13 protein-coding genes are annotated in these 14,971 nt (G+C 62.9%); 3 read left to right on the forward strand and 10 right to left on the reverse strand.

Features of this window, described 5'->3' with window-relative positions; translation table 11 throughout:
- Positions 1 to 156 precede the first annotated feature (156 nt).
- Positions 157 to 561: a c-type cytochrome gene (locus ACN2XU_RS17610; RefSeq protein ID WP_419411772.1), complete on the forward strand. Its 405-nt coding sequence runs from the start codon at positions 157 to 159 to the stop codon at positions 559 to 561.
- 225 nt (positions 562 to 786) lie between these two features.
- Positions 787 to 2,550, forward strand: a complete 1,764-nt coding sequence (locus tag ACN2XU_RS17615) for a PQQ-dependent methanol/ethanol family dehydrogenase (protein WP_419411773.1) — start codon at positions 787 to 789, stop codon at positions 2,548 to 2,550.
- 450 nt (positions 2,551 to 3,000) lie between these two features.
- Here the strand turns inward: ACN2XU_RS17615 and ACN2XU_RS17620 are convergent, their stop codons facing one another.
- Positions 3,001 to 4,551, reverse strand: coding sequence for a helicase HerA-like domain-containing protein (locus tag ACN2XU_RS17620; protein ID WP_419411774.1), 1,551 nt, complete (start codon positions 4,549 to 4,551; stop codon positions 3,001 to 3,003).
- A 491-nt stretch (positions 4,552 to 5,042) separates the two neighbouring features.
- Between ACN2XU_RS17620 and ACN2XU_RS17625 the strand changes: the two genes are divergently transcribed.
- Positions 5,043 to 5,678 (forward strand): invasion associated locus B family protein, encoded by a 636-nt coding sequence (locus ACN2XU_RS17625; RefSeq protein ID WP_419411775.1) that lies wholly within the window; start codon positions 5,043 to 5,045, stop codon positions 5,676 to 5,678.
- Between the two features lie 127 nt (positions 5,679 to 5,805).
- On the opposite strand, the gene lpxB is transcribed toward ACN2XU_RS17625, so the two are convergent.
- The 9 genes from lpxB to dxr form a co-directional block, all read right to left on the reverse strand.
- Positions 5,806 to 6,966, reverse strand: a complete 1,161-nt coding sequence (gene lpxB, locus ACN2XU_RS17630) for a lipid-A-disaccharide synthase (RefSeq protein WP_419411846.1) — start codon at positions 6,964 to 6,966, stop codon at positions 5,806 to 5,808.
- Complete coding sequence (locus tag ACN2XU_RS17635; protein ID WP_419411776.1) at positions 6,966 to 7,751, reverse strand: LpxI family protein; 786 nt, start codon at positions 7,749 to 7,751, stop codon at positions 6,966 to 6,968. Before ACN2XU_RS17635 ends, lpxB begins: the two co-directional genes overlap by 1 nt.
- 4 nt (positions 7,752 to 7,755) lie before the next feature.
- A complete protein-coding gene (gene lpxA / locus ACN2XU_RS17640) occupies positions 7,756 to 8,544 on the reverse strand; it encodes an acyl-ACP--UDP-N-acetylglucosamine O-acyltransferase (RefSeq protein ID WP_419411777.1) in 789 nt (262 codons plus the stop codon).
- Positions 8,541 to 9,002: a 3-hydroxyacyl-ACP dehydratase FabZ gene (gene fabZ, locus ACN2XU_RS17645; protein WP_419411778.1), complete on the reverse strand. Its 462-nt coding sequence runs from the start codon at positions 9,000 to 9,002 to the stop codon at positions 8,541 to 8,543. The genes lpxA and fabZ overlap by 4 nt, the downstream gene beginning before the upstream one ends.
- A gap of 62 nt (positions 9,003 to 9,064) precedes the next feature.
- On the reverse strand, positions 9,065 to 9,649 hold the full coding sequence (locus ACN2XU_RS17650; protein WP_419411779.1) for an OmpH/Skp family outer membrane protein: 585 nt from the start codon (positions 9,647 to 9,649) through the stop codon (positions 9,065 to 9,067).
- Between the two features lie 4 nt (positions 9,650 to 9,653).
- Positions 9,654 to 12,056 carry an outer membrane protein assembly factor BamA gene (gene bamA / locus ACN2XU_RS17655; RefSeq protein WP_419411780.1) on the reverse strand — a complete coding sequence of 801 codons (2,403 nt, stop codon included), beginning with the start codon at positions 12,054 to 12,056 and terminating at the stop codon, positions 9,654 to 9,656.
- Positions 12,057 to 12,206: 150 nt separating this feature from the next.
- Positions 12,207 to 12,338: a hypothetical protein gene (locus ACN2XU_RS17660; RefSeq protein WP_419411781.1), complete on the reverse strand. Its 132-nt coding sequence runs from the start codon at positions 12,336 to 12,338 to the stop codon at positions 12,207 to 12,209.
- 89 nt (positions 12,339 to 12,427) lie between these two features.
- Entirely contained in the window at positions 12,428 to 13,771 is a 1,344-nt protein-coding gene (gene rseP, locus ACN2XU_RS17665; protein ID WP_419411782.1) for an RIP metalloprotease RseP, read from the reverse strand.
- 25 nt (positions 13,772 to 13,796) lie between these two features.
- Entirely contained in the window at positions 13,797 to 14,960 is a 1,164-nt protein-coding gene (gene dxr, locus ACN2XU_RS17670) for a 1-deoxy-D-xylulose-5-phosphate reductoisomerase (protein ID WP_419411783.1), read from the reverse strand.
- Positions 14,961 to 14,971: the final 11 nt, after the last annotated feature.

A 14,971-nucleotide genomic window follows, 5' to 3' on the forward strand; every position in this document is an offset into this window, starting at 1 on the left:
CTCCCGAAGGGTTTGTTCGCCAGCAACAGTACCAGTGCCATGATCCCCTGATATACGACCAATGGACAGGGGCGACAGGGGCCAGCGTTGACATGGATCAAGATGTTTGTCCCCGAGCGGCGTAGCCTTGCGGGCAGGTTACAAAAGGATAGACCCATGCGCCTGCTCGCTCCCTGCATCACCGCCCTGCTCCTCGCGGCTCCCGCCTTCGCCGACAGCTTCGAGGAGGTGAAAGTCACCGCCGGCAAGACCTTGTTCGATGGCGAATGCCGCCGTTGCCATGCGGACAATGCTTCGGACCCCTCCTACGGGCCGCCATTGGAAAACGTGCTCTATCGCGCCGCTGGCAGCGTGCCGGATTACGACTATTCGATTGCGCTGGAAGCCTCGGGGATCGTCTGGACCCCGGCGGCGTTGCGGGCCTGGATGGAAGACAACGACGGTTTCATGCCCGGCACCAAGATGCGCCACGTGGGCATCGAGGATCGCACGGTGCAGGATTTCATCCTCGCCTACCTGTCCTCCATAAGCCCGCAGGACAACCGGCAGATCTCCAAATGATCGCGCGCCGCGCCCGGCCGGTTCGGGCGCGGTTTGCCCGGCGTGTCGCGCAATGCCGATTCCCCCGGCTCAGAAAAGCGAACCCCCTGTCAAGACCGAAAGGGTCGTACGACCTATGGCCCGTTCCGCGACACGGGCCTCTCCCTATAGGCTTCACGCAGTATTGATCCCCGCCGGGAAACACCCGCCACGGGGAGCACGATGCGTGTTCACGGGAGGAGACACATGAACAAATTCGTCGCAGCCGTCACCCTGGCCCTGCTCGCCACCGGCGCCCAGGCGCAGGTGACAGAGGAGATGCTGGCAAACGATGCCACGATGACCAACCAGGTCGTCACCAATGGCATGGGCCGCCACCTTCAGCGCTATTCCCCGCTGGAGACCCTCAACAAGGACAACGTTCGCAATCTCGTCCCCGCCTGGGCCTTCAGCCTCGGCGGCGAGAAACAGCGCGGGCAGGAAACCCAACCGCTCGTCTATGATGGCATCATGTACATCACCGGCTCCTACAGCCGCCTTTACGCCATCGACGTCAAGACCGGCAAGGAAGTCTGGCAGTACGACGCCCGCCTGCCCGAAGGCATCCTGCCCTGCTGTGACGTGATCAACCGCGGCGCGGCCATTCACGGCGACAAGGTGATCTTCGGTACGCTCGACGCCCGCCTCGTGGCGCTCGACCGCGCCACCGGCGACGTGATCTGGCGCGACAAGATCGCCGATTACAAGGCGGGCTACAGCTACACCGCCGCCCCGCTGATCGTTGGCGATCTGGTCATCACCGGCAACTCCGGCGGCGAATTCGGCATTGTCGGCGAAGTGCAGGCCCGCAACGTCGACAGCGGCGAGATCGTCTGGACCCGTCCGGTCATCGAAGGCCACATGGGCACGCTCAACGGCGAAGAGTCCACCATGACCGGCACGCTCAACGCCACATGGCCGGGTGATATGTGGAAGACCGGCGGCGGCGCCACCTGGCTGGGTGGCTCGTATGACGCGCGCACCGACACCATCATCATGGGCACCGGAAACCCGGCCCCGTGGAACAGCCACCTGCGCGATGCCGGCACACCGACCGAAGGCAACACCGGCGACAACCTCTATGCCGCCAGCCGCCTTGGCCTCGACCCGGCCACCGGCGAGATCAAGTGGCACTTCCAGAGCACGCCGCGCGAAGGCTGGGACTATGACGGCGTCAACGAAGTGGTTGCCTATGACGACCGCGAGGGCAACATGCGGCTCGCCACTGCCGACCGCAACGGCTTCTTCTATGTGCTGAACGCCGAGGATGGCGGCTTTGTCGGGGCCACGCCCTTCGTCAAGGACATCACCTGGGCCTCCGGCATCGACGAGACCGGCCGCCCGATCTTCAACGAAGACAACCGCCCCGGCAATCCCGCCGACGCGGCCGATGGCAAGAAAGGCGATGTCGTCTTCTCCTCGCCCGGCTTCCTCGGGGGCAAGAACTGGATGCCGATGGCCTTCTCGCAGCGCACCGGCAACTTCTACGTGCCCTCCAACGAATGGGGCATGGACATCTGGAACGAGCCCGTCTCCTACAAGAAGGGCGCGGCCTACCTCGGCTCCGGCTTCACCATCAAGCCGAACTACGAAGACCACATCGGCAGCCTGAAGGCGATCGACCCCGATACGCTCGAAGTGCTCTGGGACGTGCAGAACGAGGCCCCGCTCTGGGGCGGCGTGATGACCACCGCGGGCGGTCTCGTGTTCTACGGCACGCCCGAAGGTGAGTTCGTCGCGCTCGATGACGAGACCGGCGAAAAGCTGTGGTCCTTCCAGACCGGCTCCGGCATTGTCGGCCAGCCGATCACCTGGGAGCAGGATGGCGAGCAGTATGTCTCGATCATCTCCGGCTGGGGCGGCGCGGTTCCGCTCTGGGGCGGCGAAGTGGCCAAGAAAGTGTCCTACCTGAACCAGGGCGGCACCCTCTGGACCTTCCGCCTGCCCAAGGAACTGGCCTCGGCCAACTGATCCCGAGGATCGGCTTTGACAGGAACGCCCGGGGCATGGCTCCGGGCGTTTCTCTTGCCAAAGGGAGATACCGGCGCAAACTGGGCAAAAACCGCATGAAAGCGCGCTCAGCGCGGGCTATTGAGGCCCAAAACCGGACTTTGTTAACCCCCCTGCCGCTGCAAATGTGCAAACCCTCCGGGGCCGGAGTTTGCAAACCGCGTTTTGTACCAAACTCGGCCCGAATCGTACCAACTTCATAAAGATCCGGTAAATCGCGCCTTTACCTTTCGTTCACCCGGCGCGAACCCGTTACCAAACCCTTTCCAAAACGCTGGCAAAGCCCACCGGGCGTTGCGTTCACACGCCCGCGCGCCGCTGCAACAGCGCCTTAACCCGGCGCGCCCCGCCCCGAATTCAATACAAAATAAACGGTTCAGGGCCGCTCGAAACACCGGGCCAAAGGCGCGTTCACCGCGCCTTGAACAGCCCGCCAAGGATGCCCCGCACGATGCGCCGACCGGTGGTGCCGGTCAGCTCCTTCACCACCATGTCCTGCATCTGCTCGCCGAAGCTCTTGCTCTGCCGCGTGCGCCGCACCGGCTTGGACGACGAACGCCCGACCCGCGTGCCGGAATAGCGCCGCCCGGCGCTGTATTCGCGGGCCGCCGCCTCCTGCTGCTCTTCCTCGGCTTCGGCCGCCTCCGCCGCCCTGGCCGCGTCCTCGGCACGCTGTTTCAGCATCTCGAAGGCGGACTCACGGTCCAGCCGGGTCTCGTACTTTCCGGCCAGTGCCGAGGCCCCCATGACACCCCCGCGCTCAGCGGGCAGAATCGGGCCAAGCTGCGACGATGGTGGCCGGACAAGCGTCCGCTGCGCCATGCCCGGCACGCCCTTTTTCTGCAGCATGGACGTCACCGCCTCGCCGACACCCACCTCCCGGATCGCCGCTTCGATGTCGAAGGCGGGGTTCTCGCGATAGGTCTCCGCCGCCATCCGCAGCGCCTTGCGATCCCGCGCCGTAAAGGCGCGCAGCGCGTGCTGCACCCGGTTGCCAAGCTGGCCAAGGATGTCTTCGGGAATGTCGTCGGGGTTTTGCGTGATGAAATAGACGCCGACGCCCTTGGAGCGGATCAGACGCGCCACCTGTTCGACCTTGTCGATCAGGGCCTTGGGCGCGTCATCAAACAGCAAATGTGCCTCATCAAAGAAGAAAACCAGCTTCGGCTTGTCCGGATCGCCGACCTCGGGCAGCTCCTCGAACAGCTCCGACAAGAGCCAGAGAAGGAAGGTCGCATAGAGGCGCGGGCTCTGCATCAGCGTGTCGGCGGCCAGGATATTCACCTGCCCGCGCCCCTCCGCATCGACCCGCATCAGATCACTCAACTCCAGCGCCGGCTCCCCGAAGAGCGCCGCACCGCCCTGATTTTCCAGCACCAGAAGCCGCCGCTGGATCGCCCCGACGCTCGCGGTCGAGATATTGCCATAGCGCAGGCCGAGGCTCGCGCGGTTCTCCCCGACCCAGACCAGCATGGCCTGCAGATCGCTCAGATCGAGCAGCGGGAGCCCCTCTTCATCGGCGGCCCGGAAGGCAATGTTCAAAACCCCCTCCTGCGCCTCCGACAGCTCCAGCAGCCGCGCCAGAAGCAGCGGTCCCATCTCCGACACCGTTGTGCGCACCGGGTGCCCCTGCTGCCCGAAGAGGTCCCAGAAGGTCACCGGAAAGGCCTCGTAGGTGAAATCGTCAAAGCCAATCGTGGCGTTGCGCTCCATGAACGGGGCATGCAGCTTGCCTGCGGGATCGCCGGCCTTGGCCATGCCGGACAGATCGCCCTTGACGTCCGCCATGAAGACCGGGACCCCGGCCTTGCAAAAGCCTTCGGCGAGGATTTGCAGCGTCACCGTCTTACCGGTCCCCGTTGCCCCCGCAACCAGCCCGTGGCGGTTGGCATATTTCAGTGTCAAATGCTGCGTCTCGCCGTAATCCGGCCCACCGCCGCCGACGAAAATTCCGTCCGTCATTTGCTGTTCTCCCCGCGTGTTCGCCCGAACATACATCCTTAACCATTTGATGCGATAGTCCAATTGCCCGGGATGACATGTCCTCTCCTATTCCGGGTAAACTTCCTCCCTGTCAGACTGACCGCGCCCTCGGGCGCGGTTTTTTTCTTCGGGGTGGACAGATGCGCACGGTCTTGGCGCCCCGAGGGGCAAGACCCTGGTAACCTTTTGCGCAGAGACGGATTTTCCCAAAAAATCACTGTTGACCGATGCCTCTGGTTTTCGTAGCGTTCCGATCAATGAAAAGTCGGCCAGTCCGACAGGGAGTGAAACGAAAGGGGGCCTGTGCAGGCCCCTTTTCAATTTTTCAAAGATATTCAATTGCTTGTATCGGCTGTCTTCCAGCATTTTTTCGCCCGCTGACGGGAAAGTCAGGAAATTCCGCCCTGACACTGCCCGCGGGACATGCTAAGCGAACAGGCAACCATAAAAGAGGATTTCAGAGGACTTCCATGAAACGATCCATTCTTCTTCTGTCTCTGCTTGCCGCGCTTGGCGCCGCCCCCGCACTGGCCCAGGACAGCACCGAGGCGCCCGCAGCGGATGCCCCGGCGGACGCACCGGCAGGCGGCTCGAACATTGGTGGTGCCCTCGATCTGGGCGAAGACGCCAACGCCGCCCCGGTCGATCCCAACCAGCCGGAAACCTACATCAAAGAGACGTTCAACGACTGGTCCCTGCAGTGCCTGAAGGTCGAAGGCAGCGAAGACGTCTGCCAGATGTACCAGTTGCTGCAGGACCCGAATGGCGCCTCCGTCGCCGAAGTCAGCATCTTCCGTCTCAACAACGGCGGCCGCGCCGTGGCCGGTGGCACATTCGTGGTGCCGCTTGAAACATTGCTGACGCAAAAACTGATGGTTGCGGTCGATGGCGGCCAGGCCCGCCGCTACGATTACAGCTTCTGCGCCCCGGTCGGCTGCTATGCGCGCGTTGGGTTTACCCAAGAGGACATAAACCGCTTCAAAGCCGGCGCCTCCGCCACCGTCACCCTCGTCCCCGCGCTTGCGCCGGATCAGAAGGTGGAGATCAAGATGTCGCTGAGCGGCTTCACCGCAGCCTATGAGCAATCTTCGGCGCTTAACCAATAATCGCAGGTCACACAGACCATCAAAGCCCCCGCAGCCTGCGCTGTCCGGGGGCTTTTTCGTGGGGATCGGGATGCTTGGTTAAAGTGCCACGGCCCGCATACCGCCCGAAACAGGTGCATTCCGGTGATCAATCACGGACGCTCTCCCTGCCCAGCCCGGTCAGCACAGCCCGCGCCGCGCGCAGTCCGGGGAAGTCTTGCCCTTGCCCAAGCCGCTGCATGGTCAGCGCCATCGCTGCATCCTGAGCGCGCGGATCGTCGAGCACGGACAGCACGGCGCTGGCAATCGGGTCGGGCTGGCATTTGTTGCCGATGAACTCGGGCACGGCGCGGGTCTCGGAGACTAGGTTGACCAGGGTCACCGTATCCACAAGCAGCATCCGCCCGATGATCTGCCGCGACAGCCAGCTCATGTCATAGGCAATGACCATCGGCGTGCCCGCCGCCGCCAGCTCAAGCGAAACTGTTCCGGACGCCGCCAGAGCGACATCCGCCGCGCGAAAGGCGGCGCGTTTCTCGGCGCCGTCGCTGTCGTCGTCTGGCGTGATGACTAGCGGCGCACCGGGCCAGTTTGCAACGGCGTCGCGCACCGCGTCGGCCACATTCGGCGCCGCCGGAACGACCAGCCGGAGCTGCGGCCGGGTCGCGTGCAATCGCGCGGCCACCTGTGAAAAGATCGGCATGAGCCGCGCGATTTCCGACCGGCGCGAGCCGGGCAGCATGAGCGCCAAAGGCCCGCTTATGCCATGCCTCGCGCGAAAGTCCTTTGCGTCGGCGTCGCTGGCCTGCGGGTCCATGACCACCGGATGGCCGACAAAGTCACAGGCAATCCCGGCGGCCTCCATATAGGGCGGTTCAAAGGGCAGCAGAGCCAGCACCTGGTCCACATGCGCCGCCATCTTCTTCGCCCGCCCCGGCCGCCATGCCCAGACCGTCGGCGCGACATAATGCACCACCCGCACATCGCTGACCGCCTTGACCAGACGGTTCACACGCAGGGAAAATTCCGGCAGGTCGATGGTGATCAGAACATCGGGCTTTTCCGCGATGACCGCATCGGCGGTCTGCCGGATGCGGGCCTTGAGATTGCGATATTCCCTGAGGATTTCGCCAATCCCCATGATGCTGATCTCGTCCATCGGAAACAGGCTTTCCAGCCCTTCGGCCGCCATGCGCGGCCCGCCGATTCCACGAAAACTGACGTCCGGCATGAGCGTCTTGAGTCCCTGCATCAGGGCTGCACCGAGCTTGTCCCCGGAGGCCTCCCCGGCGGTGATAAAGACGCGCATCACTCAGGCCTTTCCCGAACCCAGAGAAACAGGCCCGCATTGTTTAAAATCTGGATGACTTCAGCGCGGTCGAGCACCATCACGCCGCCCGCTTCGATGATCAGGCCCGACAGCCCGAGGCTCACCGCGCGTCTGGCGGTCTCGGGACCGATGACCGGCAGATCGGCCCGGCGGTCCTGTCCCGGTTTGGGCGCTTTGTAAAAGACTGCGCCGGGCGCGGGCGCCATGGCAGAGAGCATGGCATCTGTGCCGTCCTGCCCTTCGCGCGCCACCGGCCCACCGCCGGTCACGACACAGGCCTGCCCAAGGTCTTCAAAGGCTTGCGACAGGCTGATCCGGTCGCCTTCCACTGCGGCGTGGCGGGCTTCCTTGTCCGGTTGCGCCCGGGTCAGCACACCGACAGGCGGCAACAGCGCCGGGGCAACCTCATGGGCGGCCACGACCTGAAACCCGGCATCCTCGATAATCGAGATTGCAATGCGCAAAGCACCATCATCACCGTGTTTCAAGGCGCGATTGATCCGGGGCAAGAGCTTCATCGTGGCGAAATCCAACCGCATCGGGGACAGCTTTGGGCGATCCACGCTGCCGCAGAGGCAGAGCCGTGTCACCCCCCGCCGCCGCAACCAGCGCAAGAATCCTCCGAGCCGTTCAAGCGGAAAAACCCGGACCGGATCAAGGCCCTCCGGCTCTGATCCTTGCAGCGCGCAGACCAGAGGCGGTTCGGACAGGGCGCCAATCACAGCCGCCGGCAACGCGCCACGTCCGGCAATCAACGCCAGCATGGGATCACCCCGGCGTCAGGAACGACCGGTCGCTGTCACCCAGAACGAAGGTGACGATCTCCCGCACGTAATCGCTCTGGGTTTCCTCGCCCAGACGCCGGGCGCGGTCCTGAAAGGCACCCTCGCCCTGAGCCAGCATCTGGAACGCGGCGCGCAGCGCGGTGATGTCCGATCTCGCGACGCCCTTGCGCTTGAGCCCGACGAGGTTCAGCCCATCGAGCCTGCCGCGCGGCGCCTGGACAAGGCCATAGGGGATCACGTCATTGGTGACCATGGTCACGGCGCCAATGATCGCACCACGTCCGATCCGAACCCATTGATGCACGCCGCTGAGCCCACCGATGATCACGTCATCTTCCAACACGCAATGTCCGGCCAGGGCCGCGGAATTCACAACGATCACGCGATTGCCGACCTGCGCGTCATGCGCCACGTGACAGCCCGCCATGAACAGCCCATCGTCGCCGACACGGGTCACGCCGCCCCCGCCGCTCGTGCCGGTATTCATGGTGACATGTTCCCGGATGCGATTGCGCTTGCCGATGATCAGCTTGGTCTTCTCGCCCTTGAACTTCAGATCCTGCGGGATCTCGCCCAGCACGGAAAAGCTGAACACGCTGGTCTCATCGCCGATCTCGGTCTGGCCGGTGACCACAACGTGGGATTTCAGGACGACGCCCTGCCCCAGCACGACCTCGGGGCCGATGTGGCAGAAGGGACCGATGTCGCAGCCCGGGCCGATCTGTGCGCCCTCTTCGATGACGGCGCTGGGGTGGATCACGGCGTCGGTCACGCCGGAATGTCCATCATGGCCGTGAACTCGCATTCCGCAGCCATTTCGCCTTCGACCTCGGCGACGCCGCCGAATTTCCAGACCTTGCCGCCCGGTTTCCCCCGCAATGTGTTCAACGTCATACGCAGTTGATCGCCCGGAACCACCTTGCGACGGAATTTGCATTTGTCGATCGACATGAAGTAGACCTTCAGCTCCTTGTCGGCCATGCCAAGGGCGGTGCCCACCATGACCGCCGCCGTCTGCGCCATGGCCTCGACGATGGTTACGCCCGGCATGATCGGCATGCCCGGGAAATGGCCCTGGAAATGCGGCTCGTTCATAGTCACGTTCTTGATCCCGACCGCCGACTGCGTGCCGTCGATGTCAACCACCCGATCAACCAGAAGAAAGGGATAACGATGGGGAATGATCCGCTGGATCAACTGGATGTCTGCGGTCAGCAGCGTGTCGGTCATGGCCATTTCCTTGGGTCTTGTCTGTCTGTTTCCCTACCAACCGAGCGCTGCCGGGGCAAGCGTCAGGGTTGGTGAGGCTGTTGAGACTCCGGCTCGACCTGTGTGCTGCCGTCGCCGATCTGCGCATCCATGCGCTCGATCACAAGGTCCGTCACATCGACGTCAGACACCGCAACAATCACCGCGCGCCGTTCAAGGATCACCGCCGCACGGCTGTCCTGCATGATCTGCCGCAGGATCGGTTGAACGATCTGGATCATCTGGCGCCGCACCTCCTCGGGGCGGGCGCTGATCGCACGGGCCTTTGCGTCCTGTTCGCTGCGCAGGCGCTGGACTTTTTTGTCGAACGCATCGGCAAGCGCGCGAAAATCTTCCGGCGCCAGCGTCCGGCGCTGCTCCGTCAGGCGCTGCTCTTCTTCTGTCAGTTCCGTTTCAATGCGCCGGTTCTCGGCCGCAAGCGCGACCCCTTCGTTCTCGATCTCTTCGACCGCGCGCTTGCCGAAGGCGCTTTCGGTAAAGACCCGCTCCAGCTCGATCACCAAAATCGGGCTTTGCACAACGCCTTCGTTCAAGCCACCGGTCAGCGGCTGCGCAGCCAGCGAGAGCGGCCAGAGCCACAGCAGCGCGCAGACGACGAACCGGAGCATCACGTCAGAATTCGGTCGAGATGGACAGGTTGAAGTTCAACGGAATGTCTTCCTTTTCCTTCTTGAGCGCTTCGGAGAAGTTCAGCCGAAGCGGGCCGATGAAGCTGTCCCAGAAGATCGACACACCGATCACGTGGCGCGCGCTGAAGTCGCTGTAGAGCACGTTGGGATTGTTGGTCGGGTTGTCATAGCCCCAGACCGACCCGATGTCGTAGAACACGCCGCCGGTGATGCCGTATTCCTCCGGCAGACCAAGCGGGAATTCCGCCTCCAGGCTGGCGACGGCATAGTAGTTGCCACCAAGAACGTCGTTGACGTCCGTTCCGCCCACGTATTCGCGCGGGCCGATGCCGCCATATTCGAAGCCGCGCATCAGGTTCGGGCCCGTCACGAACCGGTCGTTAACGCGGCTCGATCCCTTCGAGTAGCTCAGCGCACCACCTTCGATGGAGGCACGCAGCGTGACCTCTTCATTGAAGACCTTGGTCTGGGCAACGGCCTTGGCCTTGGTCCGAATGAAGGTGCTGTCGCCGCCAAGACCGCCGAAATCCTGACCGAACTCAAGCAAGACGCCCGCGTTGGGATTGAGTCCAGTGCGGCGGGTGTCATAGCTGTAGGTATAGCCGATCGAGCTGTCCCAACGTTCTTCCAGACCCGCCTCTCGCGCAACCTCAAGGCCGGTGGACGGCGTACCATCCAGATCCGGATGTCCAATCACCGTGGTGGTGTCCAGATCACGCATGTCCGAGTACCGCAGCGTATAGCGCAGTTGCAGGCGGCCGTTGTCAGACACCGGGAAGGTGAGCGATGGCTGGAAGATGCCATCGGCAGAGGTATAGGCGGAGGACAGCACATCGGTTTCGGAATAGCTCAGGTTCAACCCGAAGGCGACATCACGGCCAAGGAAGCGCGGCTCGACAAAACCGAGCGAGTAGCGGTTGGCACTGGCCGCGGTCTGGACGGCAAAGCTGAACTGCTGGCCCCGTCCAAGGAAGTTGCGCTCGCTGAACGAGATCGACGCGCCAAATCCGTCAGTGGTGGAATACGATCCGCCGAAGCTGAGCGCGCCGGTCGGCTTTTCCTCGACGTTCACGTCAACAATGACCTGGTTCGGCGAAGAGCCTTCCCGGGCCTCCACGTCGGCATTGTCAAAATACCCGAGCGCCCGGATCCTTTCGGCGCTTTCGCGAATGGCGCGCGGGTTGAAGGGGTCGCCCTCGGCCACGTCGAATTGTTCGCGCACCACGCGATCGAGCGTGGTGGTGTTGCCCTCGATGTCGATCCGCTCGACAAAGATGCGCTCACCGCGCGTCAGCATCAGCTCCACATCCAGCGTCAGGTCGCGGTCGTTGCGGGTGATACGCGGCTCGACGCGGACGAAATTCAGCCCCTCGTCGATCGCCAGCCGTTCGAGGCGGGCAATCTCGTTTTCGACCTTGGAGGGCGAATAGGTCGCGCCGCTGCGCAGCTTGACGACTCTTTGGAAAACGTCGGGATCGACATCCGACAGGTCCGATGTCACCGTGACCTCTCCGACGTTGAACTGCTGGCCTTCTTCGACGTTGAAGGTGACGAAGTAACCGTCCCGTTCTTCGGCAAGCTCGGCATTCACGCCGGTCACCCGGAAATCGACATATCCGCGCGAGGCGTAGAAATCGTTCAGCAGCTGCTTGTCGAACTCGATACGGTCTTCGATGAAGGTGTCTTTCTTGATCAAGGCCCGCAGCAAGCCCGCTTGCTTGGTCTCCAGCACCCGGCGCAGGCGGCGATCGGAATAGGTGCCATTGCCGGCAAATCCGATGCGCTCGATTTCGGACACACCGCCCTCGAAAATTTCGAAGGCAAGATCGACACGGTTGTTGCTGCGCTTGATGACCTTGGGGGTCACCCGGGCCGCGATCCGGCCCTGAACGGCATAGGCTTCGGAAATCGCCTGCGCGTCGGCTTCGGCCTGACGCGGGCTGAACACGCGGCGGGACTGGGATTGCACGATCTCGGCCAGATCATCGTCCTTGAGACGCTTGTTGCCTTCGAAATTGATCCGGTTGACGGTCGGGTATTCCACGACTCGGATCACGAGGGTCGCGCCCTGCGGGATGATCTCCACGGATTCGAAAAGGCCAGAGGCGACGATTTTCTGATAGGCGTCGTTCAGCTCTGCGGCGGTGACGCGCTGCCCGCGGGCAATCCCGGCGTAGGACAGGATGGTACTGCCCTCGATCCGGCGGTTACCCTCGATCGAGACCGAACTGAAGGAGTAGGCCTGTGCAACGGCACGTTGAGGGAGGGTGACCGCCCCAACACCAACACCCAGCGCGATGGCGACAGCCACGGCCTTCGATGCGTTGGAAACCTGGTTCGCTTTGAACATCTTTCGCGCGTAACGCGCGGAAACGACCTTTGCCATTCTCGCCAATCCACTCCGACCTGTCTTAAAAAGTCACTATCGGGATTGGGGAGGCTTGTCAAAAGCCGATGACAGGGCTCGCTACAAGATATTGCGGTTTTTGCGCCAATTGGCGCAAACCGGCCATAGCGCTCCGCGCGCCGGTCCGGCTTATTGCAAGAACGTTCCGATGTACGCTCCGAAAAACAGAGCGAAGACGATGGTCGCGATATAGAGCAGCCGGTCCCAGTTGATCGAGACAAGCAGGCTCATGCTGCGGTATCCGGCGTGAATCGTTTGCATGGATTCGGTCCCTTTCTGAACGGAACCTTTCTGACAAGGAAATGGGGCAGGATTTTGACCCCCGCCCCATCAATCCCCGTAAACTGTGCTCAGTGGCAGAACAAATCGTTTGTCAGCCCGAAGATCATCAACGCAAGCACAACAGTCAGGCCAATGGACATCAACACGCGCAGTGCCTTGTCGCTGGGCGGGCGACCGGAGATGGCCTCGTAGGCATAGAAAACCAGGTGTCCGCCATCGAGCACCGGAACCGGGAACAGGTTCAACATGCCGACCGCCGTCGAGAGCACCGCGATAAACCAGATGAAGTTCACCGCGCCCTGGCTTGCCATCTCGCCCGAGGTCTGGGCAATGCCGATGGCACCGGACAGATTGCAGGTGCTGATCGCGCCGGTGGCCATGTGCCAAAGGCCGGAAATGGAGCCGGTCATGATGGCCCCGACCTGCGAAAGCCCCTCGCCAATCGCTTCACCAAAACCAAGCGGTACGGTGTCGGGTTCAAAGAGCAGGCTGCTGCTCAGGCCGATGCGATACACAGTGCGGAAACCGCCATCCGGCAGCGGCTCGTCGGTGCTGCGCGGGGTCAGGGTGCGGGTCAATGTCTCGCCATCGCGCCAGATTTCCAGCTCTGCGGGGGCGCCTTCGGAGTTTTCGATCACTTCGGGAAGCTGGTCGAAGGCAAAGATATCCTTGCCATCCAACTTGACGATCACGTCGCCCACCTCCAACCCGGCATCCATGGACGCAGACCGCGGCGCGACACCGCCGACGATGGGTGCGAAGAAATAAGGTCCGTCTACGGTCATCTCGCGACCATCGCGCAAAACACGGTACTCCAGCACCGGCTCGCGCGGCAGATCCGCCATGAATTCGTTGTAAGCGGCGGTTTCCTCCGCGCTCGGCAGAGCCTTGCCCGCGATGGCGAGGATCTGATCGCCCTCCTCCAGTTCCTGAACGAAAGGCACCGGCTTCAGACTTGCGATCACCAGCGGATCGGCGGGCTGGCCCTTGACCATGAAAACACCGGCAAAGATCGCCAGCGACAGGATGAAATTGAACAGCGGTCCGGCAGCCACCGTCGCGGTGCGCGCCCAGAGCGGCGCACCGTCCATGGTCGTGCGGCGCTGTTCGTCGGAGATCGTCTGGTAGACCTCTTCGTCACGCCCGCCCGAGGGATTGGCATCCCCGCGAAATTTCACATATCCGCCAAAGGGAATCGCCGCGATCTGCCATTTGGTGCCATCACGGTCGACGCGCGACCAAAGCACCGGGCCGAAGCCCAGCGAGAAGACCTCCGGGAAGATCCCGGACTTCTTGCCAACAATGTAATGTCCGTACTCGTGGATTGCGACGATGATCGACAATGCCACGATGAAGAACAGGATATTCCAGAGCGAGCCACCGAATTGCGGCATCAGCGTGGTAATTTCCAAGGTCTCGCCCCCTCTTTCTGAGCCGTCAGACCGTCATGAACTCTCGGGCCTTCTGCCTTGCGAGATGGTCTGCCTGCATGACGTTATCAAGAGTAACTTCGGCATCAATAAGGCCCGTCTGGGCCGAAAGGCTGGTCAGGACCTCTTCAACAACAGCCGCCATACGGGTGAACTGTATCCGATTTTCGATGAAACCGTCGAGGGCCGTCTCCTTGGCCGCGTTGAAGATCGCCCCGGCCATGCCGCCGGCTTCCATCACCCCGCGTGCCAGCCGCAGCGCGGGCCAGCGGGTCTCGCAGGCGGGCCGGAAGGTCATCTGACCCAGCTTCACAAGATCGAGCCGCTCCACCGGCAGCGCGCGGCGCTCCGGGTAATGCAGGGCAAACCCGATGGCATGGCGCATATCCGGCATGCCCACATGCGCCATCAGCGCGCCGTCACGGAACCCGACCAGCGCATGGATCATGGATTCAGGATGCACTACGGTTTCGATCATGGCCGGGTCGATGCCAAAGAACTCCTTGGTCTCAATGAGTTCCAGCGCCTTGTTGAACATGGACGCGCTGTCGATGGTGATGCGCTGGCCCATGTCCCAATTGGGATGGGTCGCCGCCTGCGCCGGAGTTGCCTTGTCGAGATCCTCCAGCGGCCAGTCCCGGAACGCGCCGCCACTGGCGGTGATCACGATGCGTTCAACCGCTGACAGATCCTCACCGATCAGCGCCTGAAAAACCGCCGAGTGCTCGCTGTCCACCGGCAACAGGCTGCCCTGCCCGTCCCGCGCGGCCTTCAACATCAAAGGCCCGGCGCAGACCATGCTTTCCTTGTTCGCGAGCGCCAGCGCTGCGCCACCCTGCAACGCCCGCAACCCCGGCTCCAGGCCTGCCGCACCGACGATCGCCGACATCACCCAATCCGCCGGACGGCTGGCGGCCTCGATCAGCGCCGCGCGCCCGCCCGCGGCTTCGATCCCACTTCCTGCCAGAGCCTCGCGCAATTCCGGCAAGGCGGACTCATCCGCAACGACGGCAATCTCTGCCCGGAGCGCGATCGCGTCACGCGCCAGCGCAGCCGCGTTGCGACCACCGGTCAGCGCCACGACGTGATAAGCCTCCGGCGCCCGTGCGATCAGGTCGATGGTATTCTGTCCGATAGACCCCGTGGCCCCGAGGATGGAAACGCGCCGCATCAGACTCTCCT

This window comes from Pacificoceanicola niger (assembly GCF_048553275.1).
In the GTDB taxonomy this organism is placed as follows: Bacteria; Pseudomonadota; Alphaproteobacteria; order Rhodobacterales; family Rhodobacteraceae; genus Pacificoceanicola.

Excerpts from the sequence above, each read along its gene's own strand:
- ACN2XU_RS17610 (WP_419411772.1), top strand. The coding sequence starts at position 157 with ATGCGCCTGCTCGCTCCCTGCATCACCGCCCTGCTCCTCGCGGCTCCC.
- ACN2XU_RS17615 (WP_419411773.1), top strand. The coding sequence starts at position 787 with ATGAACAAATTCGTCGCAGCCGTCACCCTGGCCCTGCTCGCCACCGGC.
- ACN2XU_RS17620 (WP_419411774.1), bottom strand. The coding sequence starts at position 4,551 with ATGACGGACGGAATTTTCGTCGGCGGCGGTGGGCCGGATTACGGCGAG.
- ACN2XU_RS17625 (WP_419411775.1), top strand. The coding sequence starts at position 5,043 with ATGAAACGATCCATTCTTCTTCTGTCTCTGCTTGCCGCGCTTGGCGCC.
- lpxB (WP_419411846.1), bottom strand. The coding sequence starts at position 6,966 with ATGCGCGTCTTTATCACCGCCGGGGAGGCCTCCGGGGACAAGCTCGGT.
- ACN2XU_RS17635 (WP_419411776.1), bottom strand. The coding sequence starts at position 7,751 with ATGCTGGCGTTGATTGCCGGACGTGGCGCGTTGCCGGCGGCTGTGATT.
- fabZ (WP_419411778.1), bottom strand. The coding sequence starts at position 9,002 with ATGACCGACACGCTGCTGACCGCAGACATCCAGTTGATCCAGCGGATC.
- ACN2XU_RS17650 (WP_419411779.1), bottom strand. The coding sequence starts at position 9,649 with ATGCTCCGGTTCGTCGTCTGCGCGCTGCTGTGGCTCTGGCCGCTCTCG.
- bamA (WP_419411780.1), bottom strand. The coding sequence starts at position 12,056 with ATGGCAAAGGTCGTTTCCGCGCGTTACGCGCGAAAGATGTTCAAAGCG.
- ACN2XU_RS17660 (WP_419411781.1), bottom strand. The coding sequence starts at position 12,338 with ATGCAAACGATTCACGCCGGATACCGCAGCATGAGCCTGCTTGTCTCG.
- dxr (WP_419411783.1), bottom strand. The coding sequence starts at position 14,960 with ATGCGGCGCGTTTCCATCCTCGGGGCCACGGGGTCTATCGGACAGAAT.